This is a genomic window from Pseudomonas congelans (assembly GCF_900103225.1).
Classification (GTDB): Bacteria; Pseudomonadota; Gammaproteobacteria; order Pseudomonadales; family Pseudomonadaceae; genus Aquipseudomonas; species Aquipseudomonas congelans.
On record NZ_FNJH01000002.1, the window covers coordinates 419,771 to 443,294 of the forward strand.

21 protein-coding genes are annotated in these 23,524 nt (G+C 60.3%); 2 read left to right on the plus strand and 19 right to left on the minus strand.

The annotated features are described in order from the left end of the window. The 6 genes from BLR20_RS08935 to ppc all read right to left on the minus strand — a co-directional run bounded on the left by BLR20_RS08935 (window position 1) and on the right by ppc (window position 6,579). On the minus strand, window positions 1-690 hold the full coding sequence (locus BLR20_RS08935) for an extensin-like domain-containing protein (RefSeq protein WP_054994284.1): 690 nt from the start codon (window positions 688-690) through the stop codon (window positions 1-3). A 133-nt stretch (window positions 691-823) separates the two neighbouring features. After that, window positions 824-1,687 (minus strand): DUF72 domain-containing protein, encoded by an 864-nt coding sequence (locus BLR20_RS08940; RefSeq protein ID WP_054994285.1) that lies wholly within the window; start codon window positions 1,685-1,687, stop codon window positions 824-826. A gap of 2 nt (window positions 1,688-1,689) precedes the next feature. Continuing rightward, the gene (locus BLR20_RS08945) at window positions 1,690-2,001 is read right to left on the minus strand and encodes a hypothetical protein (protein ID WP_003364898.1); all 312 of its coding nucleotides are present in this window, start codon (window positions 1,999-2,001) and stop codon (window positions 1,690-1,692) included. Window positions 2,002-2,246: 245 nt separating this feature from the next. Then, the gene (gene tsaB, locus BLR20_RS08950) at window positions 2,247-2,921 is read right to left on the minus strand and encodes a tRNA (adenosine(37)-N6)-threonylcarbamoyltransferase complex dimerization subunit type 1 TsaB (protein ID WP_010434187.1); all 675 of its coding nucleotides are present in this window, start codon (window positions 2,919-2,921) and stop codon (window positions 2,247-2,249) included. A gap of 91 nt (window positions 2,922-3,012) precedes the next feature. Further along, entirely contained in the window at window positions 3,013-3,660 is a 648-nt protein-coding gene (gene adk, locus BLR20_RS08955; protein WP_054994286.1) for an adenylate kinase, read from the minus strand. A 282-nt stretch (window positions 3,661-3,942) separates the two neighbouring features. Then, a complete protein-coding gene (gene ppc, locus BLR20_RS08965) occupies window positions 3,943-6,579 on the minus strand; it encodes a phosphoenolpyruvate carboxylase (RefSeq protein ID WP_054994287.1) in 2,637 nt (878 codons plus the stop codon). Window positions 6,580-6,959: 380 nt separating this feature from the next. Here ppc and BLR20_RS08970 point away from each other — a divergent pair, with 380 nt between their 5' ends. Beyond that, window positions 6,960-7,373 (plus strand): DUF4398 domain-containing protein, encoded by a 414-nt coding sequence (locus BLR20_RS08970; RefSeq protein ID WP_003409265.1) that lies wholly within the window; start codon window positions 6,960-6,962, stop codon window positions 7,371-7,373. Between the two features lie 59 nt (window positions 7,374-7,432). Continuing rightward, complete coding sequence (lptF, locus tag BLR20_RS08975) at window positions 7,433-8,215, plus strand: lipotoxin F family OmpA-related lipoprotein LptF (RefSeq protein ID WP_010434167.1); 783 nt, start codon at window positions 7,433-7,435, stop codon at window positions 8,213-8,215. An 81-nt stretch (window positions 8,216-8,296) separates the two neighbouring features. Here lptF and BLR20_RS08980 read toward each other — a convergent pair whose 3' ends face one another. The 13 genes from BLR20_RS08980 to BLR20_RS09045 all read right to left on the minus strand — a co-directional run bounded on the left by BLR20_RS08980 (window position 8,297) and on the right by BLR20_RS09045 (window position 23,323). Continuing rightward, window positions 8,297-8,617 carry a PA3694 family proteiin gene (locus BLR20_RS08980; protein WP_010434166.1) on the minus strand — a complete coding sequence of 107 codons (321 nt, stop codon included), beginning with the start codon at window positions 8,615-8,617 and terminating at the stop codon, window positions 8,297-8,299. Beyond that, the gene (locus tag BLR20_RS08985; protein ID WP_054994288.1) at window positions 8,614-9,510 is read right to left on the minus strand and encodes an alpha/beta hydrolase; all 897 of its coding nucleotides are present in this window, start codon (window positions 9,508-9,510) and stop codon (window positions 8,614-8,616) included. Before BLR20_RS08985 ends, BLR20_RS08980 begins: the two co-directional genes overlap by 4 nt. Before the next feature lie 243 nt (window positions 9,511-9,753). Next, complete coding sequence (locus BLR20_RS08995; RefSeq protein ID WP_010434163.1) at window positions 9,754-11,031, minus strand: flavohemoglobin expression-modulating QEGLA motif protein; 1,278 nt, start codon at window positions 11,029-11,031, stop codon at window positions 9,754-9,756. Between the two features lie 134 nt (window positions 11,032-11,165). Next, window positions 11,166-11,891 carry a TetR/AcrR family transcriptional regulator gene (locus tag BLR20_RS09000; RefSeq protein ID WP_005743405.1) on the minus strand — a complete coding sequence of 242 codons (726 nt, stop codon included), beginning with the start codon at window positions 11,889-11,891 and terminating at the stop codon, window positions 11,166-11,168. A 91-nt stretch (window positions 11,892-11,982) separates the two neighbouring features. Continuing rightward, on the minus strand, window positions 11,983-13,485 hold the full coding sequence (gene lysS / locus BLR20_RS09005; protein WP_032615990.1) for a lysine--tRNA ligase: 1,503 nt from the start codon (window positions 13,483-13,485) through the stop codon (window positions 11,983-11,985). A 69-nt stretch (window positions 13,486-13,554) separates the two neighbouring features. Beyond that, a protein-coding gene (gene prfB, locus BLR20_RS09010; protein WP_096102164.1) for a peptide chain release factor 2 occupies window positions 13,555-14,650 on the minus strand; the annotation gives its coding sequence in 2 pieces (ribosomal slippage) (window positions 13,555-14,577 and window positions 14,579-14,650; 1,095 coding nt in all). Window positions 14,651-14,767: 117 nt separating this feature from the next. Then, entirely contained in the window at window positions 14,768-15,772 is a 1,005-nt protein-coding gene (locus tag BLR20_RS09015; RefSeq protein ID WP_054994289.1) for a response regulator, read from the minus strand. 45 nt (window positions 15,773-15,817) lie between these two features. Next, window positions 15,818-16,828 carry a chemotaxis response regulator protein-glutamate methylesterase gene (cheB, locus tag BLR20_RS09020; RefSeq protein ID WP_010427977.1) on the minus strand — a complete coding sequence of 337 codons (1,011 nt, stop codon included), beginning with the start codon at window positions 16,826-16,828 and terminating at the stop codon, window positions 15,818-15,820. Then, on the minus strand, window positions 16,825-19,194 hold the full coding sequence (locus BLR20_RS09025; protein WP_054994290.1) for a hybrid sensor histidine kinase/response regulator: 2,370 nt from the start codon (window positions 19,192-19,194) through the stop codon (window positions 16,825-16,827). Before BLR20_RS09025 ends, cheB begins: the two co-directional genes overlap by 4 nt. Beyond that, complete coding sequence (locus tag BLR20_RS09030) at window positions 19,191-19,880, minus strand: chemotaxis protein CheW (RefSeq protein WP_010427973.1); 690 nt, start codon at window positions 19,878-19,880, stop codon at window positions 19,191-19,193. Before BLR20_RS09030 ends, BLR20_RS09025 begins: the two co-directional genes overlap by 4 nt. Continuing rightward, entirely contained in the window at window positions 19,880-21,160 is a 1,281-nt protein-coding gene (locus BLR20_RS09035; protein ID WP_054994291.1) for a CheR family methyltransferase, read from the minus strand. The genes BLR20_RS09030 and BLR20_RS09035 overlap by 1 nt, the downstream gene beginning before the upstream one ends. Then, the gene (locus BLR20_RS09040) at window positions 21,157-21,693 is read right to left on the minus strand and encodes a chemotaxis protein CheW (RefSeq protein ID WP_032615981.1); all 537 of its coding nucleotides are present in this window, start codon (window positions 21,691-21,693) and stop codon (window positions 21,157-21,159) included. Before BLR20_RS09040 ends, BLR20_RS09035 begins: the two co-directional genes overlap by 4 nt. Before the next feature lie 7 nt (window positions 21,694-21,700). Next, complete coding sequence (locus tag BLR20_RS09045; RefSeq protein ID WP_032615979.1) at window positions 21,701-23,323, minus strand: methyl-accepting chemotaxis protein; 1,623 nt, start codon at window positions 23,321-23,323, stop codon at window positions 21,701-21,703. Between the last annotated feature and the right edge of the window lie 201 nt (window positions 23,324-23,524).

The following is a 23,524-nucleotide window of genomic DNA, read 5'->3' on the forward strand; positions in this document are numbered from 1 at the left end:
CTACCTGCACACCGACCAGCGCCCCATGTCGACGTGAAAGTGATCGCGATGTGCCGCGTTGTACTCAGGCCCCAGCACCGTGCTGAAGTTTTTGCACGCGCCGTCACGTAACAGCCTCAGAAAACGCCCCTTGTCGCCTTTGTCGTCCCAATCCTTGAGAACACCGATGCGCTGACCGTCTGCCAGGCGAAAACCTGCCATATCCAGCGCATTGGCCGTCGCGTGCTGGCTGAGCCGAGCGTTGGCGCGGTTGTAGATGTTGCGGCAGGCAAAGCTGCCCAAGTGATCGATCCGCGCTACCCGCTGGCCGAAAACTGCCTGAGCAGCAGGTTGCAACGTGTGAATATCAAATAGCGCATAGGCGACCGCCAACGGACAGCTGGCCAGAAAGCTGCTGCTCAGCGCCACGTCGCCACCCTGGATGCGCAGGGTATTTTCCAGAGGGCAACGGGCAGAAGGGCCACTGTCGGCCTGGCGACTGAAACGCAACCCTGACGAACTCAGCACCTGATCGCACAGCGCAGCATCGTTCTGCAGTCGCGACAGTTTGTAGGACGTCAAAAAGTTGGGTTCGGCCCTTACATTCAGCGGCGCCCAGGGATTCCAGCGCTCGGGTACATCGACCCAGCCGCGCCAGACTGTGAACGCAGCCATTGCGCAGAGCAGCAGAACTACCAGCAGCACACGCATGCTCATTCCTCGCGCCGGGCAACAGGCGCGAATCCGGCGAAGCATCTGTAAACAGGGGCAAAACAGCGCAGTTGCGAATCCATAAGCGGGCTCTCCACAAGGTCGGACTCTATCAGCCCACACCTGGAAGACCTCAGAGCAAGCCTAACTGTTCCACCTTGGGCCCGCGATCCAGTTCGAACAATGCCGGCAAGCCAGGCAATCGCGTCATCAGTTGCTGATGAAAACGCTTGGCCTGCTCGGCCGCCCTGATGTTGTCCGGCGTGTGCAGAAAGACATAAGGCGTGCGCCCCTCTTCAATCCACACAGCGACCTTTTCCACCCATTGCACCAGAAACTGATCGTTAGCCTCCAGGTCCGGACCGCCGATGAAACGAACCTGGGGAAACAGCGTCAGCGCAGCCGGACGAGGCGGCACTTTGGGCTTTTTCGATTGAGCGTGCAGGACTGCTGGATCACTCGAGACGCAGCTGAACAATGCCCGGGAATCGAGACAGATGCGCTCGACGCCTCGGTCCAGCAACAGGCGATTGAGCATGCGCTCTTCGTCACCTTTCATGAAAAACGCCATATTGCGCACCTCTACGGCGAGCGGCACGTTGAGTTCGTCAAGAAAGCCGGCCAGCTCGGCCAGACGCTGCGCTGTGAAGCTGGCCGGCAACTGCAGCCAGAACGGAGCGATCCGTCCGCCCAGCGGCGCGAGCAGGCGGATGAATTCCTCAGCGGCGCCTACCTGCTCACGAAGGTCGCCGTTGTGGCTGATGTCTTTATGGAATTTGGCGGTGAAGCGGAAATCGTCCGGCATTATTTCTGCCCAGCGCTGCACAGTGGTGGCGGCGGGACGGGCATAGAACGTGGTGTTGCCTTCAACAGCATTGAATACCTGAGAGTAGAGACTCAGGAAATCATTGGGGCGGGCATCTTCGGGGTACAGCGAATCGCGCCAGGCGTTTTCACTCCATGACGGACAACCGACGTAGTAGGGCAGGCGAGACACAATCAGACGTGCAGATCGAGCCCCGATACTTCAAGGTCCCAATCGACAAAACTGGCAGTGGCCATATAACTGGCCAGCGCGTGGGCGACACGAGAGCTCATGGAGCGCGGGAAAATGATGTCTTGCGGACGAGCAGGTACGTTGGCAGTGCTGCCAATCGGTGAATCACCCGTTTCACGGCGAGCGCGCGCTGGGGGCGGCGGCAACTCGGCATCAACTACGACTTCCTCAAAAGAACCTTCGACTGTCGAAGGCGTTTTCTGCGGCTTTCGCTTGATGGGGTATGAGCGTGATGAGGTTCCGTCTATGCGCATCGATTATGTACTCGGCGTCGATAGTGGCAATTTAGCGTTACTGCCTTGTAGTTCGCAAATTGCTTAACGATAACTAGACCACATATCTTGCAACTTGTTATCGCCAAATGAGATTAAAGACCATTCAGACGATAAACGGTAGATGGCAAATTGATATTTTTTCAGCACTGGCTGACAGATTGGCAAGTATTGAAAGGCATTTTCATGAAACGCAGCGGGCACTGTGCAATCCCGGCCCCCTTCAGTCAACGCGCCTTCGGCGTTGCCACCTTGTCACGCAGGTAAACCGGCTGAGCGTCATCTGCGGGCAGCGCTTCGCCGCGGTGCCAGGCAAAGGTCGCCAGCGTCAACAGATCCTGCGCGTGGGGCAGCAGGCCTGCATCATGGCCTGCCGGGCTGACCGGAATACGCTCTGCATAGCCCCAGCCTGTGCCGGCACCAAACCATTCACCGCTGGCGTGCGCAGGCAGCGCGGCCAATTCGGGAGCCATTACAGCTTCGTCGCCCAATAAACGCATCTCTCCGGCGCTCTCGTGATAGCAGCCCCAGTACACCTCGTCCATGCGTGCATCGATGGCCGATGCCACCTGCGACACGCCATGCTCGCGGTAGGCGCGCTGCGCCAGCACGGCAAGATTCGAGACGGGCAACACCGGACGCTCCAGGGCAAATGCCAGGCCTTGCACGACGCCGATGGCAATGCGCACGCCGGTGAATGCACCGGGACCGCGTCCGAAAGCGATGGCGTCCAGCGCGGACATGGCAATGCCCGCCTCGGCCATCAGGCTTTTGATCATGGGCAGCAGCCGCTGGGCGTGCAGGCGCGGGATCACCTCGTAGTGGCTCAGCACTTTGCCGTCATGCAGCAAAGCGACCGAGCAGGCTTCAGTGGCGGTGTCCAGGGCCAGCAAGGTGGTCATCGGTGTTTCCGTCGTGGTCAATGTGAAAAGTGCAGCAGTATAAATGACAAATGGCCCGCAAGCGGGCCATTTATTGTTCAGCCTGCAAGCCTCAGCTCAAGGCTTTCAGTACTTTTGCAGTGATGTCCTCAACCGAGCCGACGCCCGGAATATGGCTGCATTTTGGCTTGCCGTTCTTCGCTTGCAGCTGGCTGTAGAACTCGACCAGCGGCTTGGTCTGGGCGTGGTACACCGCCAGGCGATGACGCACGGTCTCTTCGACGTCGTCCTTGCGCTGCAGCAGCGGCTCGCCAGTCACATCATCGATACCTTCGATCTTCGGCGGATTGAAGATGGTGTGATAGATGCGCCCGGAACCTTCGTGAACCCGGCGGCCGGACATGCGCTTGACGATTTCTTCGTCATCGACGGCGATTTCCAGCACATGGTCGATTTCCAGACCGGCTTTCAGCAGGGCTTCGGCCTGTGGAATGGTGCGCGGGAAGCCATCGAACAGCACGCCGTTCGCGCAGTCCGGCTCGGCCAGACGGTCCTTGATCAGGCCGATGATCAGGTCATCGGAAACCAGACCGCCCGAGTCCATGACGCTCTTGGCCTTCAGGCCCAGCTCGGTTTCAGCCTTGACTGCAGCGCGCAGCATGTCGCCTGTCGAAACCTGCGGGATGCCGAACTTTTCAGTGATGAATTTTGCCTGAGTACCTTTACCGGCCCCGGGAGCTCCCAGCAGAATCACGCGCATCGTCATGCTCCTCAAATTTTTTATAGTGAAATCATCGGATTCGCCTCGGGGGCCAATCTAAAAAATGAATCAGGCCAATAGGCCGAAAGGCTGATCAAGATACACAGCAGACAGAGGCCGCACAAGCCGCCGAAAGTCGCACTAACCGCAGGCGTACCGCCTCGCCAGCCTTGATTTCAGACTGATATGACCTGCATCAACGTTTGCGGCAGGCCAGCCGGCAAATCCGGCGCTGGCCATCATCGGACCGAAAAGGCCCGACGATGACATTGGCCCGATCCGTCAGCCCGTGTTGCGCAGACCGGCAGCAATCCCCGCTACAGACACCAGCAGCGCCAGTTCCAGAGGACTGTCCAGACTGGCTTCACGATTACGCGAGCGCGACAGCAGCTCTGCCTGAAGCAAATGCAACGGGTCAAGGTAGGTGTTGCGCAGGCTTATGAATTCCAGCGTTTCAGGGCTGTGAGCCAGCAGTTGCGTCTGCCCGGTCAGGCCCAGAACCACATTGCACGCCTGCGACAATAGGTCGCGCAAATGTGCGCCCAAATGTTGCAGCTCAGCACTGACCAGACGTTCGTCGTAGAGTCGGGCGATGTCCGCATCGGCTTTGGCAAGGACCATTTCCAGCATGTCGATGCGGGTTCTGAAGAACGGCCACTGCTCACGCATCTGCGCCAGCACCTCGCCTTCGCCGCGCTCCAGCGCCTTGCTCAGTGCCGCCTCCCAGCCCAGCCAGGCGGGCAGCATCAGACGCGTCTGCGTCCAGGCGAAGATCCACGGAATGGCACGAAGACTCTCTACACCGCCCTCGCGGCGCTTGGCCGGACGACTGCCGAGTGGCAAACGCCCCAGTTCCTGCTCGGGCGTCGCCTGCCGGAAATACTCGACGAATTCCGGGTTCTCGCGCACCACCGCGCGGTAGGCACTGACCCCGTCGCCGGCCATTTGGTCCATCATCGTCCGCCACGCCGGTTGTGGGGGCGGCGGTGGCAACAGGGTCGCTTCCAGCACGGCAGCCAGATAAAGATTGAGGTTCTGCTCGGCGATGTCCGGCAGACCGAATTTGAAACGAATCATTTCCCCTTGCTCGGTGGTCCGGAAGCGCCCGGCCACAGAACCCGGTGGCTGCGACAGAATCGCCGCATGCGCCGGACCGCCGCCACGACCGACTGTACCGCCGCGGCCGTGGAACAGCAGCAATTCGACCTGCTGCTCGCGACAGATTTCCACCAGCCGTTCCTGGGCACGATACTGCGCCCAGGCCGCCGCCGTCGTGCCGGCATCCTTGGCCGAATCGGAATAGCCGATCATCACCTCTTGCGGGCCATGCAGACGCGAGCGATAGCCCGGCAGCCCCAGCAGCGTCTCGATCACCGGCCCGGCGTTATCCAGGTCGGCCAGGGTCTCGAACAACGGCACCACTCGCATGGGCCGCTGCAGTCCGGACTCCTTGAGCAGCAGTTGCACGGCCAGCACGTCCGAGGCCGAGCCAGCCATCGAGATCACATAAGACCCCAGTGACGCCGCCGGAGCGGCCGCCACCTCGCGACAGGTTGCCAGCACCTCTGCGGTGTCGGCTGCCGGTTGGAAGTAGCTCGGCAGCAGCGGTCTGCGGTTATTCAGTTCGCGCAACAGAAAGTCGATGCGGGTCTGCTCATCCCACTCTTCGTAGCGACCCAGCCCCAGATAATCAGTGATTTCGGTCATCGCTGCGCAGTGACGACTGGAATCCTGGCGAACATCCAGACGCACCAGAAACAGACCGAAGGTGACCGCACGACGCAGGCAATCCAGAAGCGGCCCGTCGGCGATCACACCCATGCCGCATTCGTGCAGCGACTGGAAGCACAGCATCAGCGGGTCGAGCAGTTCACGGTTGTCTTGCAGCACTGCTTCCGGCGCAGGCAGGGTTTCGCTCAGTGAGGCATTGGCCCAATTGCGCGTCGCACGCAAGCGCTCGCGCAGGCGTTTGAGTTCCGCCCTATAAGGCTCGGCGCTGTCACCCACGCTGGCACGTAGAGCGTCGCTGGCCTGCTGCATCGACAGCTCTGCGGCGAGGTTGTCCACGTCACGCAAATACAGGTCAGCCGCCATCCAGCGTGCCAGCAACAGTACTTCGCGAGTGACCGCAGCCGTGACATTCGGGTTGCCGTCGCGGTCGCCGCCCATCCAGGAGGCAAAGCGGATCGGCGCGGCTTCCAGGGGCAGATGCAGGCCGGTGGCCGCATGCAGCGCATGGTCTGCCTTGCGCAGATAGTTGGGAATGGCGTGCCAGAGCGAGTGTTCAATAACCGCGAAACCCCATTTGGCCTCATCGACCGGGGTGGGCCGGATGCGCCGGATCTCTTCGGTATGCCAGGCCTCGGCAATCAGCCGCTGCAGGCGCGAAGTAATCTGTGTGCGCTCGATACTGTTGAGATCGCGATGATCAAGTGCGGCCAGTTGCGCAGCGATGGCGTCGTATTTCTGAATCAGCGTGCGACGTGCTACCTCGGTCGGGTGCGCCGTCAGCACCAGCTCGATCTCCAACTTGCTCAACTGGCGTGCCAGAGCGTCAGGTGAATGGCCTTCGGCTTTAAGACGATCAAGCAGCTCGGGCAGCACTCGCGACTCGAACGGCAGCGGCTGTTTATCGTCGCGGCGGTGCATGAGCTGATACTGCTCGGCAATATTGGCCAGGTTGAGAAACTGGTTGAACGCACGTGCAACCGGCAGGAGTTCATCATCACCCAGACCGTCGACGCTGGAACTGAGTTGCTCGGCCCCTTCTGCGGAACCACGTCTGCCCGCTTTGGCGCCTTTGCGAATACGCTCGATCTTGTCGAGAAATTCAGCGCCTCGCTGCTCACGAATCGTATTCCCCAACAGCTCACCCAACAGGTGAACGTCTTCGCGCAGACGCGCATCGATATCGGCCATCGTTCCTCTCCCGTTTTTTATCTGGGCTCAGTTGCGTACCCGCTCGGCAGCACGGGCGTACGTGAATTCAAATCCGCTATGCCAACAGTGCACCAAAAGCCTGCAATTGGACAAATGCTTCAGCAAAAACCTGAGCGTCATCAGGGTTATTGATCCAGGTTCGACGCCTCTTCATATGACGATCAACATACTGGCACTCATCCGGATGTCTCTGAAGATTCCTGACCGGTCAGTAGATATTTATCTGAACTATTCAAAAACCGCGCAGGTCGGAACGATTAACCATTACAGGAAAGCCCGAAAGGCAGTAGGCGGCTGTACGACCTGATGCCCGGACTTGATGCAACGACTGTCATGGATAACCACGTTGGAGTCAGACATTGGAGTTGATCAACATGAACACCCTAACTGCCAAAACCAAATTCAAAGGCCTGCGCGGTCTCAAGCTGGCTGCGCTGGCACTCGGTAGCACCTTTATCCTGGCCGGCTGTGCCGGTAACCCGCCATCCGAGCAGTACGCGGTTTCGCAATCGGCCGTCAACAGCGCAGTGAGCGCTGGCGGTACCGAGTTCGCAGCGGTGGAAATGAAGTCGGCGCAGGACAAGCTCAAGGCAGCTGACCTGGCTATGCAGGACCACAAATACGATGAAGCACGCCGACTGGCTGAACAGGCCGAGTGGGACGCTCGTGTAGCAGAACGCAAATCTCAGGCCGCCAAAGCTGCCAAGGCTGTGCAGGACGCTCGTCAAGGCGTCAACGAACTCCGTGAAGAAGGTCTGCGTCAGGTGCAGTGATTGCCCTGAACACCCTTCTGTTTTCATGAATTCGTAACCGATTAAAGGACGACCCTATTATGCGCAAACAATTGATGATCCCTGCTCTGCTGGCCATGAGCGTTGCCCTGGCAGCCTGTGCAACCAAGCCAAACCCTAACCTGGAACAGGCTCGCAGCAACTTCACCGCGCTGCAGACCAACCCGGAAGCCACCAAAGTCGCGGCCCTTGAAACCAAGGACGCCAGCGAATGGCTGGCCAAGGCAGAACAGGCCTTCCGCAACGATGACGACGTACAGAAAGTCGACCAACTGTCGTATCTGACCAGCCAGCGTGTCGAGCTGGCCAAGCAGACAATCGCTCTGCGCACCTCTGAAGCAGCCCTGCAAAACGCTTCTGCCGACCGTGCCAAGGCTCGTCTGGAAGCGCGTGACGCGCAGATCGCTGCACTGAAAAACAGCCTGAACGCCAAGCAGACCGAACGCGGTACGCTGGTGACTTTCGGTGACGTGCTGTTCGACTACAACAAGGCCGAACTGAAGCCAACCGCCCAGGGCGACATTGGCAAGCTGGCTGGCTTCCTGCAGGAAAACCCTGACCGTAAAGTGATTGTCGAAGGCTATACCGACAGCACCGGTTCGGCTTCCTACAACCAGTCGCTGTCCGAGCGCCGCGCCGACTCTGTACGCATGGCACTGGTACGCATGGGTGTAGACCCAGCGCGCATTGTGACCATGGGCTATGGCAAGGAATATCCGGTTGCTGACAACTCCAGCAACTCGGGCCGCGCCATGAACCGTCGTGTGGAAGTCACCATCTCCAACGACAACCAGCCTGTTGCACCACGCTCTTCGATGAAATAAGCGACTGAGCTGCTGCACCGAAGCCCCGCCTGCGCATACAGGCGGGGCTTTTTAATGGGCGATGGTTTTTCAAGGCTGTCTTTATTGCCGGGGCGTTTGCTGGCCCAGGCAACGCACTGCCTGCCTGCGGTCATCGATCAATACGCCCGACAGACCTTTTCGCGACGTATCGAACAACACCAGTACACCGTCAACGCATTGCGCAACCTCGGCGGCTGGCGTGGCAGCGACCTTGTAATCCTCGCCGGGCACGGTTTTGAGCAGGGTGAACTCACCGAGCAGCAGTGCATCCTCAGGCTTTGCGAAGTGCAGGTAGCCGTAGAACCACAGACAGCCCACCGTACCGATGACTGCACCAACAGCGCTGAGGATCATGCCATTGAGGTTACGGTCGCGGCTCATAGCGCTGGCGGTGCTGCAGGGGTCGGGTAGTTGGGCACTTCCGCGAGGCGGCGCAGGCCGTTGAAATGCGTCGGGTCATCCAGATAGCGCAGCATCACCTGACGCCAGAGAGGGTCTGCGAACGTCTGTACGTGTTCGCCTCGGGTCAATTGCAATACACGCGGTGGCGGCGCAGCCTTGTACAGCTCGATGCCGTTGACCAGCGGCACCAGCGTGTCGTCCATGCTGTGAAAGATCAGCATCGGTGTGCCGGCCAGTCGTGGCAGGCCGTTGACGGCGCTGTCGGCCTCCGGGATCAGCCAGGACAGGGGCGTTTTCAATGGCCAGGTCAGCCACGATTTGCTCAGCGAGTTTCGTGCGACGCCGCGGTAGCTGGCCGGCACGCTGTCCAGCACCAGCGCCTTGATCCGCGAGCGCTCTTGCGGGTGTTCTGACAGGTAATGCACCGCCAGCGACCCACCAATGCTTTGCCCCAGGACCACAAGGGGTTTGCCTTGCACTTGCGGGGCAGTGTTCAACCAGTCGAAAGCGGCCTGAACATCCTCATAGACCGCCGGCAAGCTTGGCTCGCCCTGCGACTTGCCATAGCCTCGGTAATCCAGCATCAGTACCTGATAGCCCTGCTCTGGCAACCACCAGACGCCACCAAGATGCCAGGACAGGTTGCCACCGTTGCCGTGCAGATGCAGCACCGTGCCCTTCACCGGCACGCCTTCCTTGGCGGGCAGCCACCAGCCATGCAGGCGCGTACCGTCGGCAGCGGTGAGGTTCACGTCCTGATACTGCAGGCGAGCCTTGTCGGGTGTGAACGGAACACCTGGCTCGGGGTAGAACAACATCGAACTGCAACCGGTGAGCGCGAGGATCAGGGCGAAAATGCCGAGCAGTTTCAAATGAGTTTTCCTTTTTGTTTTCATCGCAAAATCAATGCCGAGCCGACGCGGAGCAATGGCACGATAGTTACAAGATTATCGTTCCTCACGCTCCAGCGTGGGAATGCCGTTCTGGACGCTCTGCGTCCGATCCTGACTGTGCAGCGCGGCGCAGATTTGTGACGCGGAGCGTCACCCACTGCGTGCCAACGCGGCGCATTGGCACGATAGTAAGTTCGACTGGCGTACGGCGACGATCGATGCCTACAAAATATTCGAGTAATCCGCTTCGATACGGTCCAGGCTCAGGTGGTTGAGGAAGTTGGAAAAGCACATCCAGGCTGACAGGGCGTTCATGTCACGGAACTGCTCGGGCAGGTATTTGGGTGCAACCACCAGCCCTTCGTCCACCAGTTGGCGCAGGGTACGCATGTCTTCCAGCGTGGTCTTGCCACAGAACAGCAGCGGCACCTGTTCGAGCTTGCCCTTGCGCACGGCCAGCTGAATGTAGTTGTAGACCATGATGAAGCCCTTCAGGTAGGACAAGTCCTTGGTGAAGGGCAGGCCGTTGGGCACCGAGCCGCGGAAGACGCGACTGGCATTGCCGTAGCTTTCGGACATGCCAAAGCCTTGCTCACGGTAAAACTCGAACACCTGCAGAAAATCGGCGCCCTGCTCTGCCATGTGAATGGCGCGGGTGCGATTGGTCAGTTTGCGCAGGCGGCTGGGATAGGATGCAAAGGCGATGACTTCCATGAGAATCGCAAGACCTTCCTGCGTCACCGTCGACGACGGCGGGCCCTTGGACAAGAAGGTACAGATCGGCTGGTTTTGCCCGTTCAGCGTGGTGCCCACGTGCACCAGCCCCTCGTGAACTTCCAGCGCACGCACATCGCGCTCGTTGAACATCGCGTCGGTGCGGATCTTGATGTAGTCGGCACCGGCAGCCGCATCGGCGACGATCCCGTCGGATTCGAAAACCCGGATGGTCTCCTCGGCTTCACCGAATACGCGGTTCAAACGCGATTGCAGCAGCGAAACGGCGTCCTTGGCGGTGAGCGTTTTCGGCTCGTCCTTCAGGTCGCCGCGCCCGGCAATGTTGTTCAGGTAATCGGAAAGCATCAAGCCAAGATCGGCCAGCGTCGGATCACCCGCATGAAAGGCGTCGGATGCCGCGCCGTACAGTTCCTGAGAAATCAACCCGAAGTCGGACGTGCCGCGTGCCTCAAGCATACGCACCACCATGCGGTACTCACGGCACATGCGGCGCATGATCTGCCCGACCGGGTTGAACTGACCCAGTTGACGCGTGACATCGCGCTCGATGTTCTGAAACTCCTGCTTCAAGGCGGAAGAGTCGAAACCCAGCGGACGGTTTTCGTAGTAGGCGCGGTCCACGTTGGGAAGCGCCTTGCCTTTGGCGGCCAGAAAATCCTTGCGGACGGTCTCATCCCATTTAACTGCATCCAGAATGCGAATCGGCGTCTGTGCAACGACGATCCGATCCGATAAAGCACGAATAGTCTGTTGATACTCGTCCACCGGTACTCCTTGGCTGGCTGTCACGCTACTGCTTGGCGGCGCGGAACAACACGCCACCTCTGGAAAATATCGAAACTGGCAGGATCGTCAAGCCGTCTGAACAGCCGATCCGATGCACTCGCGCAGCAGTATAGTCACCCCCGAACCGGCTGCGGGGTCCCCAGGACCAGACGCATTTGCCGGGTCAGGATACAGAGCATTTCTTCATCCGCCTGACGCTGCGGCCCGTGAAGCAGGCCCTGATACTCGATGCGACGGATAAGTCCCGTCAACACCTGAGCATCCTGATAGGGCTGCAGGGAACCTATCACCTGGAAGAACTGACAACTGCCTTGCAGCAGAATTTCCTGATGGGCCATAACCAATGGCGTCAGGCGCGGGTTGATCAGAGCCTCGTGATAGAACGCCTGCTCGGCGATCAGGTAGTCACGCCGGGTCAGCAATTGGTGGCGGATATGCTCCATCACCATACGCGCAATGTCGTCGGCCAGACGAAACCGGTCGGTCGGACTCCCGGAACTGCGGCTCATCATCTCGCGCAGAATGCCTTCGGTGTTCTGCCACAGCCGCGCCAGATAGTCAGCGCTGCGCTGTACATACTGAGCGAAGGCATCGGTCAGCAGGTCATTGATGTCCTTGAAGTAATAGGTGGTTGCCGACAGCGGCACACTGGCTTCGGCGGCCACTGCGCGATGGCGCACGGCACGTACACCGTCACGCACCACGATACGCATGGCGGCATCGAGAATGACCTGCCTGCGCTGCTCACTGCCCTCGCGCGCAGCCTTGCGCCCCTGATACTTGACACTTTTGGCCACCGCGCTGGCTACTCCGGCGGCCCCTTCTCTGGCAATCGTCACGACGGCTTCCTTATAAGTCGCTCTGAAATGAGTCGATCTGAAAAACACCTAAAAAAAAGCCGCCCATTGAAGGCGGCTGTTTTTCCACTGATTACGCTTGTGGGCGCATGTGCGGGAAGAGAATCACGTCGCGGATCGACGGCGAGTCGGTGAGCAACATCACCAACCGGTCGATACCGATCCCCTCGCCCGCCGTAGGCGGCATGCCGTACTCCAGCGCACGGACGAAGTCGGCGTCGTAGTGCATGGCTTCGTCGTCACCGGCATCCTTGTCGGCCACCTGAGCCTGGAAGCGTTCGGCCTGATCTTCGGCGTCGTTGAGCTCGGAGTAGGCATTGGCGATTTCGCGACCGCCGATGAACAGCTCGAAACGGTCGGTGACGTTCGGGTTTTCATCATTGCGACGCGCCAGCGGCGACACTTCGAACGGGTACTGAGTGATGAAGTGCGGCTGCTCCAGCTTGTGCTCGACCAGCTCTTCGAAAATCATCACCTGCAGTTTGCCCAGGCCCTCGAAGCCCAACACCTTGGCTCCGGCCTTTTTCGCAATGGCGCGCGCCTTGTCGATGTCCTGCAGGTCGGCAGCGGTCAGCTCAGGGTTGTACTTGAGGATCGAGTCGAACACCGACAGGCGCACGAAGGGTTCGCCGAAGTGGAAGACCTTGTCGCCATAAGGCACGTCAGTGGTGCCCAGCACCAGTTGCGCCAGTTCGCGGAACAGTTCCTCGGTGAGGTCCATGTTGTCTTCGTAATCGGCGTAGGCCTGGTAGAACTCGAGCATGGTGAACTCGGGGTTGTGCCGGGTCGAAACACCTTCGTTACGGAAGTTGCGGTTGATCTCGAAGACCTTCTCGAAACCACCGACCACCAGACGCTTGAGGTACAGCTCAGGGGCGATACGCAGGAACATTTCCAGGTCCAGCGCGTTGTGGTGGGTTTCGAACGGCTTGGCCGCCGCACCGCCGGGAATGGTCTGCAGCATCGGCGTTTCGACTTCGAGGAAGTCGCGCTTCATCAGGAAGCTGCGGATGTGAGCGATGACCTGCGAGCGTACGCGGAAGGTTTCGCGCACTTCCTCGTTGACGATCAGGTCGACGTAACGCTGGCGATAGCGCTGTTCGGTGTCGGTCAGGCCGTGGTGCTTGTCGGGCAGCGGACGCAACGATTTGGTAAGCAGGCGAACGCTGGTCATCTCGACGTACAGGTCGCCCTTGCCGGAACGGGCCAGAGTACCTTCGGCGGCGATGATGTCGCCCAGGTCCCAGGTTTTCACCTCGGCCAGGGTTTCTTCAGGCAGTGTCTTGCGGTTGACATAGACCTGGATGCGCCCGGTCATGTCCTGGATCACCATGAACGAGCCACGGTTGAGCATGATGCGACCGGCAACCTTGACCGGAATCGCTGCCTCTGCCAGTTCTTCCTTGGTCTTGTCGACGTACTGTTTCTGCAGGTCGTTGCAGTAGCTGTCGCGGCGGAAGTCGTTGGGGAAGGCCTGACCCTTGGCACGGCCTGCTGCAAGCTTTTCCTTGCGCAAGGCGATCAGGGTGTTTTCTTCCTGTTGCAGGGCTTGCGGGTCGAGTTGTTGGTCGCTCATGTCTTTAAATATTCCATCACAGGTTCGCCCTCGCCTTGCGACGAGGGGCTTGAGGTGTCGGCTGACGGTTTACAGCCCTTGCTTGAGGCTCGCGATCAGGTATTCGTCGATATCGCCATCAAGCACCTTGTCGCAGTCACTGCGTTCGATGTTGGTCCGCAGGTCCTTGATACGCGAAGCGTCCAGTACGTAGGAGCGAATCTGGTGACCCCAGCCGATATCGGACTTGGTGTCTTCGAGCGCCTGGGACGCCGCGTTGCGCTTCTGCACTTCCTGCTCATACAAACGGGCCCGCAGCATTTTCATGGCGGTGTCCTTGTTCGCATGCTGGGAACGCTCGTTCTGGCAGCTGACCACGGTATTGGTCGGAACGTGGGTGATACGCACCGCCGAGTCAGTGGTGTTTACGTGCTGACCACCGGCCCCGGAGGAGCGATAGGTGTCGATGCGCAGGTCCGCCGGATTGATGTCGATTTCGATGTTGTCATCGATTTCCGGCGAAACGAACACGGCCGAGAACGAGGTATGGCGACGGTTGCCGGAGTCGAACGGGCTCTTGCGCACCAGACGGTGCACGCCGATCTCGGTACGCAGCCAGCCAAAGGCGTACTCGCCCTTGATGTGCACGGTAGCACCCTTGATACCGGCGACTTCACCGGCGGACAGCTCCATGATGGTGGCGTCGAAACCGCGCTTGTCAGCCCAGCGCAGGTACATGCGCAGCAGGATATTGGCCCAGTCCTGCGCTTCGGTACCGCCAGAGCCGGCCTGGATGTCCAGATAGGCGTTGTTGGGGTCCATGTCGCCGCTGAACATGCGGCGGAATTCGAGCTTTTCCAGCGATTCGCGCAGGCGCTCGACTTCGGCGGCGACGTCATCGACGGCAGCCTGGTCTTCTTCTTCGGCAGACATCAGCAACAGGTCTTTGGCATCGGCCAGACCCGAGGACATTTCGTCCAGGGTTTCTACGATCTGCGCCAGCAGGGAGCGCTCGCGCCCCAGTTCCTGGGCATAGGCAGGGTTGTTCCAGACGTTCGGATCTTCGAGCTCGCGGTTGACTTCGGTCAGACGATCATGTTTGTGATCGTAGTCAAAGATACCCCCGAATGGTTTCGGAGCGCTCGGACAAATCCTTGATGCTGTTTAGGATCGGGTTGATTTCCATGATAGGCAGCACTCGCAGGCGAAATTTTCAAAGCCGACGAGTATACCCCAGGCCGGACCACGAAAGCAGCCCGTCGGGCAGGCGTTGTGAGGCCTATTTTACGTGTCGCTGCCGGCGTCAGCCCGCAGAGACCTGATTGCGTCCGTTGTTCTTGGCCTGATAAAGCCCTTTGTCGGCATCCAGAATAAGCTGACGGCTTTGCATCCCGACCTGTGGCGTCATGGTCGCCACACCGATACTCACCGTCAGGCTGGAACCGGGCACTGGCGCAATGTGCGGGATGTTCATGCCCGCCACGCTTTGGCGCAGCTTCTCTGCCAGCAGACGTGCGCCGCCGGGCGAGGTATTGGGCAGGACCATGGCGAATTCTTCACCACCGTAGCGTGCTGGCAAATCAGATGGGCGACTGCAACTGTTGCGGATGGCCTTGGCGACCTGGCGCAGGGCCTCGTCGCCCTCCAGGTGGCCGAAGTTATCGTTGTAGGGTTTGAAGTAGTCGACATCGATCATCAGCATCGACAACTGGGATTGCTCGCGAGTTGCCCGGCGCCACTCCAGCTCCAGATACTCATCGAAATGACGACGGTTCGACAGCCCCGTGAGGCCATCGGAATTCATCAGGCGCTGCAGCACCAGATTGGTGTCGAGCAGCTGTTGCTGGCTGACGCGCAGGGCGCGATAGGCCTCGTCGCGCTGCAACAGGGTCATGTACGAGCGCGAGTGATAGAGAATACGCGCAACCAGCTCGATGTTGTCCGGCAGCTTGACCAGATAGTCGTTGGCACCGGCCGTAAACGCCGCGCTCTTGATCAGCGGGTCTTCCTTGGTGGACAGCACGATGATCGGGATATCGCGGGTCAACGGGTTGCTGCGGTACTCACGAACCAGCGTCAACCCGTCGAGGCCCGGCATCACCAGGTCCTGGAGAATCACCGTCGGCTTGATCTGCACGGCCTGGGCAATCGCCTGATGCGGGTCGGCGCAAAAATGAAAGTCGATCGACTCATGGCCGGCCAGACCGCGCCGCACAGCTTCACCAATCATGGCCTGATCATCCACCAGGAGCACCATTGCGCTGTTTTCATCCGGTGTCTTGATCTCATCCGTTTGCAGGTCATTCATGATCTTTCTCCTGATCGCCGACTGCCGCTGAGTCCAGCAGAACAGTCATTGAGTAAATACCTCGATCAAGCGAGGTGCTATGGCGGGCAACGGACAGATTTCCACGGCAGCATCAATCGCTGCGGCAGCCTTGGGCATGCCATACACAGCAGAACTGGCCTGATCCTGAGCGATGGTCAGAAACCCCCGCTCGCGCATGGCCTTGAGCCCCTGTGCACCGTCGCGCCCCATCCCTGTCAACAGAACGCCGACCGCTTCGCCATTCCAATAACGGGTAACGCTCTCGAAAAACACATCAATCGAGGGCCTGTAAACTTCATTCACCGGCTCCGCCGTGTAGGCCAGCGTGCCGTCCTTGAGCAAACGGATATGATGATTGGTGCCCGCCAGCAACACCACCCCCGGCTGTGGCGTTTCGCCCTCCCTTGCCAGACGTACCGGCAGACCGGAGGCCGAGCTCAACCAGTCGGCCATACCGGCAGCGAAGACCTGATCGACGTGCTGCACAAGGACAATCGCCGCCGGGAAGCTCACCGGAAGCCCCTTGAGCAGAATCTCCAGCGCCGCAGGCCCGCCTGCCGAAGAGCCGATCGCCACGAGCCGGTCGCGTTTCGAGGGCGGGGAAGCCGGTGCCGCCGCAACTCGGGCAAGGCCGACACGCTGACCGATCAGCCAGTCGATATTGAGGATCTTGCGCAGCAGTGGCGCCGCCGCCTCCTTGGGATTGGGACCACCGATGGCCGGCGTGTCCACCACATCCAGCGCGCCGTGCCCCATCGCTTCGAACACGCGGCGCATGTTCTGCTCGCGGTCGACGGTTACGATGACGATGGCGCAGGGTGTTTCGGCCATGATCCGGCGCGTGGCTTCCACGCCATCCATCACCGGCATGATCAGGTCCATCAGGATCAGATCCGGGGTCTGCTCGACACAACGCTGCACGGCGTCGGCACCATTGGAGGCCACCCAGATGATCTGGTGCGCGGGCTCGAAGGCCAGCGCGCGACGCAGGGCTTCGATGGCCATTGGCATATCGTTGACAATGGCAATCTTCATCCTTGCGCGTCTCCTATCAATTCGACAACAGCATCGAGCAAGGCATCATCGTGGAAACTGGCTTTGGCCAGGTAATAATCGGCGCCGGCGTCCAGGCCGCGACGCCGGTCTTCTTCGCGGTCCTTGTAGGACACGACCATGACCGGCAAGGACTGCAAGCGGGTATCGCGGCGCAACAGGGTCACCAGCTCGATACCGTCCATACGCGGCATGTCGATGTCGGTAATCAGCAAGTCGAAGTCCTCGGCGCGCAGCGCGTTCCAGCCGTCCATTCCGTCTACGGCCACCGACACGTCGTAACCTCGACTGAGCAGAAGCTTGCGCTCCAGCTCGCGCACGGTCAAAGAATCATCGACCACCAGCACGCGCTTGCGTGAAGCCAGATCTACCTGACGATTGCGTCGATCAATGCGCTCCAGACGGCCGGTATTCAGGAGTTTTTCCACCGAGCGCAGCATGTCTTCGACATCGATGATCAACACCACCGAGCCGTCGTCCAGCAAGGCCCCTGCCGAAACGTCCTGAACCTTGCCCAGGCGCGGATCGAGCGGCATCACCACCAGCGTGCGCTCACCGATGAAGCGTTCGACGGCCACGCCATAAACAGCGTCGCGCTCGCGAATCACCACGACCTTGAGCGTTTCTCCGGCCTTCTGCGCAGGCGGCCGGTTCAACAGTTGGCTGGCCGAGACCAGCCCCACATGACGCTCTTCATCCCAGAAATGCTGACGCCCTTCCAGCTGCAGAATGTCGTCAGGCTGCAGGTCGCGCATGCGCTCGATATGCGCAAGCGGAAAGGCGTAGGCTTCACCGCCCACCTCCACAACCAGGCTGCGCACCACTGAAAGCGTCAGCGGCAGTTCAATTCTGAAACGGCTGCCCTCGCCCGCCCATTGCTGCAGCTCCACGCTGCCATGCATTTGGCGAACCATATGCTGCACGGCATCAAGGCCGACCCCTCGGCCGGAAATCTGCGTGACCTTGTCGCGCATGCTGAAGCCCGGCAGGAACAGAAAACTCAGCAGTTCCTCTTCGCTCAACTGCGCGGCGGTCTCGGCAGGCGAAAGCTTGCGGTCGACGATACTCTGGCGCACACGCTCAAGGTCCACGCCGCCACCGTCGTCGCTCAACTCGACGACCAGCAAGCCGGCCTGATGCGAGGCCTGCAGACGAATCAGACCTTCAGGGTCCTTGCCGGACGCCACGCGTTTCTCGGGCGATTCGATGCCGTGGTCCACGGCGTTGCGCAACAGATGGGTCAATGGCGCATCGAGCTTTTCCAGCACATCGCGATCAACCTGCGTCTTCTCGCCTTCGATCTGCAAGCGGACCTGTTTGCCCAGTTCACGCCCCAAGTCGCGGACCATGCGTGCCTGGCCGTTCAGTACATCGGCGAAAGGTCGCATGCGGCAGGCGAGCGCCGTGTCGTATAGCAGCTGCGCACGTTGCGCCGACTGCCAGCCGAACTCGTCCAGCTCGGCAGTGTGCCGGGCCAACACCTGTTGCGCCTGGGACAAGAGATTGCGCGCGTCTTCCAGGGCTTTTTGCACATCGGCCGAAGGACCTTCCTCGCCAAAGCTGGCGCCCAGTACTTCAAGCGCACGATCGCTGCTGCTTTGCAGGCGCTTGAGCCGCTGCATACCGGCCAGCAGCGGCTTGAGGCGCTGAGTTTCGACCAGCGATTTGCTGGACATGTCCAGCAGCCCGTTGAGGCGCTCGGCGGTGACTCGCAAGACCCGCTCGCCACCTTCGGCCACACGCCGTTCACGCAACGGCGTAAACGGCGCTTCAGGTTCCGGGACAGGCATGGCGGCTGGATTGGCGGGCACTGGCGAGTCAACAGCCGAGGGCTCAGGCACGGACTCCGGCACAGCTGCCCCGCTGGACGTCTCGAACTGCAGCATGGCGCTGGCAAGCAAAGCGTCCGAGGCAGGGTCCGGCAGTGGCGTACTGACCGCGCGCGCTGCGCCGGCGCCGGAAGACAGCAACGCATTGAGCCTTTCGACGTAACTGTCGATATCAGGCTGACCAATACCGTCGCTGCCTGGCGTGGCGATACGCATCAACAGATCAGTACCCGACAGCAACGCGTCGATATGTTCGGCCTGAAGCAGCAGTCGCCCTTCCTGGGCGCTGACCAGACAGTCTTCCATCACATGCGCGACGCTCACGCCGAAATCGACGCCGACAATCCGCGCTGCGCCTTTGAGCGAATGCGCGGCACGCATGCAGGCTTCCAGCTGATCCGCCTGGGTCGGGTTACGTTCGAGTGCCAGCAGGCCCGCACTCAGTACCTGAGTCTGCGCGTCGGCTTCCAGCGTGAACAGTTCGAACAGCGAGGCGTCACGCATTTGATCTGGCGTCATGTGAGGCTCCGATACACCGCCGACAACAACTCTTCTTCGTCCAGCCAGCGCAGGCTGCGGCCTTTCCATTGCAGAACGCCACGGGTGAAACGGGCGTTGGCGTGCGTGCCGGATGCCGAAGCGGCCTCCAGCTCACGCTCGTCGATGGCGTGAATGCCGTCCACCTCGTCGACCGGCACCACCACCGGGCCGCCTTCGACGCTCACGATCAGCATGCGCGGCACCACCCGCGCCGACGGGGTATTCACAACGGTGCTGTCCAGCCCGAGCAGCTCGACCAGTGAAATGCACGCTACCAGAGCGCCGCGTACATTGGCGACACCCAGCAACGCACGCGAGCGCTGGTGTGGCAGTGAATGGATGGTCTGGCTGAGAGCGACTTCAGAGAGGCAGCGCGACGCAAGGCCCAGCCACTCTTCGCCAAGACGGAATACCAGAATCGAACGGGTCTCGATATCGCGCAGCAACACCGAACCCTGAAAATGCTCAGGCGACTCCTGGGCCAGCGAATAGCGATCCAGCAAACGAGTCGCAGCAGCCGAATAAACCGCGCAGTTGCGGCAGTGAATGTGCTCTGCAAGCAATGGGCATGAGCGATCGCCATGAATCCCGATGCGGTTCCAGCAATCATCGAGATCCACCGCCTGATCATGGGTGAGACTGGAAAAACCGGACACGCCCGCCATCAGTGGTTTCCTTGTTTATTCGCGCCACGCGCAGCGCGGTCCTGCAGACGGCGTGCGCCGGCAGTGTCACCCTGAGCAGCCAGCAATGCTGCCAGTTGGGCCAGCGATTCGGAATGCTGCGGTTGCAGATACAGCGCCTTGCGATAAAAGCCCTGCGCCTGTGGCACAAGGCCTTCCACTTCGCTGAGCAGACCCAGCCAGTAAAACACCTGCGCGACCGGCTCATGCTGCTGCAGATAACGCTCGCATGCAGCCCGCGCCTCGGCACTTTTGCCTTCGTTGGCCAGCCCCGCAATTTTGTCGAGCAATGCCGACACATCGCTATTGCCCGCCGCAGCGACGGGTTTCGCAATAGGCGCAAATGCCGCGGATGTGCGCGGCGCAGGTCGTGGTGCGACCGCTCTGGCAGGTGCCTCGACGACAGGACGGGGTGCAACGGGTGCAGGGACCTGCCTGGGCGTCGGAGCCGGCACCGCAGCCTCGACAGGTGCGTGCTGGAAGGCGAACGACTGGGCGATACCTATCGAACGCATGCCGATACCAGCCAGCAGGTTGCCCTCCGCCGGACCGATAAACAGCAGGCCGTCTTCACGGGTCAGTTGTTTGAGCACCTTGAACACATGTTGCTGGGTCTGCCGATCGAAATAGATCACCAGATTGCGGCAGAAGACGATGTCATAGGCCGCTTGCGAAACGAGTTTCGGGTCGAGCAGGTTGCCCGGCTGAAAACTCACACAGGCGCGAACACTGTCAGCGATTTCAAAGCCGTCAGCGACCGGATTGAAATAGCGCTCGCGATAACTGATGTCGCTGCCACGGAACGAGTTTTTGCCGTAAACACCGTGCTCGGCCTTGGCAATCGAAACAGGGCTGATATCGATGGCATCGACCTTGAATTGCCTGGCGTCGACCCCCGCGTCGAATAACGCCATGGCGATGGAATACGGTTCCTCACCGGTCGAGCACGGCAGGCTGAGGATGCGCAAGGGGCGCACACCGGCAAGACTGGCGATACGCTCGCGGGCCAGCATGCCCAGGGTGACAAACGATTCGGGATAACGAAAGAACCAGGTCTCAGGCACGATCACCGCTTCGATCAGCGCCTGCTGCTCCTGCGGCGACGAGACCAGCAGATGCCAGTAGGCATCACTGTCAGCGCAGTGGGCGGCCGTCGCACGCTGACGCAAGGCACGCTCGATGATCGCCTCGCCGACGGACGTCACATCCAGGCCGATACGCTCCTTGAGAAAGCTGAAGAAGCGCGAGTCATCCACCTTCATTGCGCGTCCTCGAGCAGCTCGAGGTCAATCGGCGGTACCGGATACAACAACTCGCGGACCGGCTCGCTCAACAGCTCATGAACGTGAATCCACTGCAACAGGCCCTGCTCATCCTCACGCACCGGTCCGAGGTACGGTGACAGGCGATTGTCCAGCCCGTAGGCCTTGAACTGCGCAACCGGGCAGCGCAGCGTTTCGGTCGCCTGTTCCAGAATCAGCCCGAGCAATTGCGCCGGGTGCGCGTCGTCGTAGCGATAATGCACCAGCACCATTCGCGTACTGGTGCGCGAGCGCGCCGGCTGGCCGGAATTCAGTGCACTGATGTCAATCACCGGCACGATCTCGCCGCGGTGGGCAAAGATTCCCGCTACCCAGTGAGGTGCCCGGGCAATGCTCTTGAGCTTCACACGCGGCAGGATTTCAGCGATCTCGGTCGCGTCCAGCGCATAGCGGTCCTCGCCGATGCAAAACAGCAGAAAGAGCTTGCTGGCGGTCAGTGGCGTGCCATTGCGCCTCGGCGATTGATCGCTCATTGAGCCTTCAGACCTTGAATCGCGAAACGCCACTGCGCAGCCCGACCGCGACCTGACTCAACTCGTCGATGGCGAAACTGGCTTGACGCAGTGAGTCGACGGTCTGGCTGCTGGCATCCGCCAGTTGCACCAGCGCCTGATTGATCTGTTCGGCGCCGGTGGCTTGCGCCTGCATGCCTTCGTTGACCATCAGCACACGGGGTGCCAGTGCCTGAACCTGATGAATGATCTGCGACAATTGCTCGCCGACCTGAGTGACCTCGAACATGCCGCGGCGCACCTCTTCGGAAAACTTGTCCATGCCCATCACGCCAGCAGATACCGCCGACTGGATTTCCCGCACCATCTGTTCGATGTCATAAGTGGCGACGGCAGTCTGGTCGGCGAGGCGACGCACCTCGGTGGCAACCACTGCAAACCCGCGACCGTACTCACCGGCCTTCTCGGCCTCGATGGCGGCATTGAGCGACAGCAGGTTGGTCTGGTCGGCGACCTTGACGATGGTGACAACGACCTGATTGATGTTACCGGCCTTCTCGTTGAGAATCGCCAGCTTGGCGTTGACCAGATTGGCAGCGCCCATCACCTGATGCATGGTGTCTTCCATGCGTGCCAGCCCCTGCTGGCCGGAACCGGCGAGAACCGACGCCTGATCCGCCGCCGAGGTGACTTCGGTCATGGTCCGCACCAGGTCCCGCGAGGTGGCGGCGATTTCCCGCGACGTGGCGCCGATCTCGGTGGTGGTTGCAGCGGTTTCGGTGGCGGTGGCCTGCTGCTGACGTGACGTTGCAGCGATCTCGGTGACCGAGGTAGTGACCTGTACCGAGGAGCGCTGCGCCTGCGCAACCAGCGCGGTGAGCTCGGTGACCATGTCGTTGAAGCCGGTCTCGACCGCATTGAACTCGTCCTTGCGCGACAGGCTCAGACGGGTACTCAAATCCCCTTTGCGCATGACGTCCAGGATGCTCACGATCAATTGCATCGGGGCCATGATCGAACGCATCAGCAACAGCCCGCAGGCCGCAGCCGCCAGCACGGCAACCAACAGCGACAGGATCATGCTGACCTTGGCACCCAGCACAGCGTTGACGATATTGGTGGTGGACTGGTCAGCCAGTTGTTTGTTGGCAACAATCAGCTCGTTGAGTTGCTTGCGCCCTTCAGTCCAGATCGGATTGAGCTCGCCGTAAAACTCACCGCGAGCGCCCGCATAATCGCCACGTTCGTATTTGGTATGGACATCAGCGAGCATGCGCGAATAGGCCTCGCGGCGCTTCTCGAAGACCGCAAAGCTGGACCTGTCCACCTCATCGAAAATGGACTTCTTGTAGCCGTCCATCTGCAACTGAAGGCTGTCGTCGAAACCCTGAAACTGATCCTTTTCCTGCTTGGTCAGCGGCCGCCCCTGCCCTTCGGCAATCAGCTCCAGCGTGCGGATGTAACTCTCGCCCCAGGCACTGCGCACCAGGGTGCTGTAGTAGACACCAGGCAACGCATCGAGACGAACATCTTCCTCGCTGGACTCGATGGACAACAACCGTGAATAAGATACAACGACCATCAGTAGCATGATTGCGATGATGACGGCGAAACTCGCCAGAATCCGTTGGCGCAAGGTCCAGTTCTTCACAGTCAGCCCTCAAGAGTTCAACGACGGCGTCGGGCCGTGTTCAAGAAGCGGACCGACGAACGGTCCAAACGGCGTGAGTATAGCCCAGCCGTCAAACGTTACATGGGTAATACAGAACGAAGTCACGGCCGCTATCGACCATCGCTCCTTTTCCCTCTTCATGTCTTGTCGGCCATCGTCACCACTACTTGAGCATCGGCC

Excerpts from the sequence above, each read along its gene's own strand:
- adk (WP_054994286.1), bottom strand. The coding sequence starts at position 3,660 with ATGCGCGTGATTCTGCTGGGAGCTCCCGGGGCCGGTAAAGGTACTCAG.
- BLR20_RS09035 (WP_054994291.1), bottom strand. The coding sequence starts at position 21,160 with ATGAAGGTGGATGACTCGCGCTTCTTCAGCTTTCTCAAGGAGCGTATC.
- cheB (WP_010427977.1), bottom strand. The coding sequence starts at position 16,828 with ATGAAGATTGCCATTGTCAACGATATGCCAATGGCCATCGAAGCCCTG.
- BLR20_RS08935 (WP_054994284.1), bottom strand. The coding sequence starts at position 690 with ATGCGTGTGCTGCTGGTAGTTCTGCTGCTCTGCGCAATGGCTGCGTTC.
- BLR20_RS08980 (WP_010434166.1), bottom strand. The coding sequence starts at position 8,617 with ATGAGCCGCGACCGTAACCTCAATGGCATGATCCTCAGCGCTGTTGGT.
- BLR20_RS08945 (WP_003364898.1), bottom strand. The coding sequence starts at position 2,001 with ATGCGCATAGACGGAACCTCATCACGCTCATACCCCATCAAGCGAAAG.
- tsaB (WP_010434187.1), bottom strand. The coding sequence starts at position 2,921 with ATGACCACCTTGCTGGCCCTGGACACCGCCACTGAAGCCTGCTCGGTC.
- BLR20_RS09025 (WP_054994290.1), bottom strand. The coding sequence starts at position 19,194 with ATGACGCCAGATCAAATGCGTGACGCCTCGCTGTTCGAACTGTTCACG.
- BLR20_RS09040 (WP_032615981.1), bottom strand. The coding sequence starts at position 21,693 with ATGAGCGATCAATCGCCGAGGCGCAATGGCACGCCACTGACCGCCAGC.
- BLR20_RS09030 (WP_010427973.1), bottom strand. The coding sequence starts at position 19,880 with ATGGCGGGCGTGTCCGGTTTTTCCAGTCTCACCCATGATCAGGCGGTG.
- ppc (WP_054994287.1), bottom strand. The coding sequence starts at position 6,579 with ATGGCCGATATCGATGCGCGTCTGCGCGAAGACGTTCACCTGTTGGGT.
- lptF (WP_010434167.1), top strand. The coding sequence starts at position 7,433 with ATGCGCAAACAATTGATGATCCCTGCTCTGCTGGCCATGAGCGTTGCC.
- BLR20_RS09015 (WP_054994289.1), bottom strand. The coding sequence starts at position 15,772 with ATGAATGACCTGCAAACGGATGAGATCAAGACACCGGATGAAAACAGC.
- lysS (WP_032615990.1), bottom strand. The coding sequence starts at position 13,485 with ATGAGCGACCAACAACTCGACCCGCAAGCCCTGCAACAGGAAGAAAAC.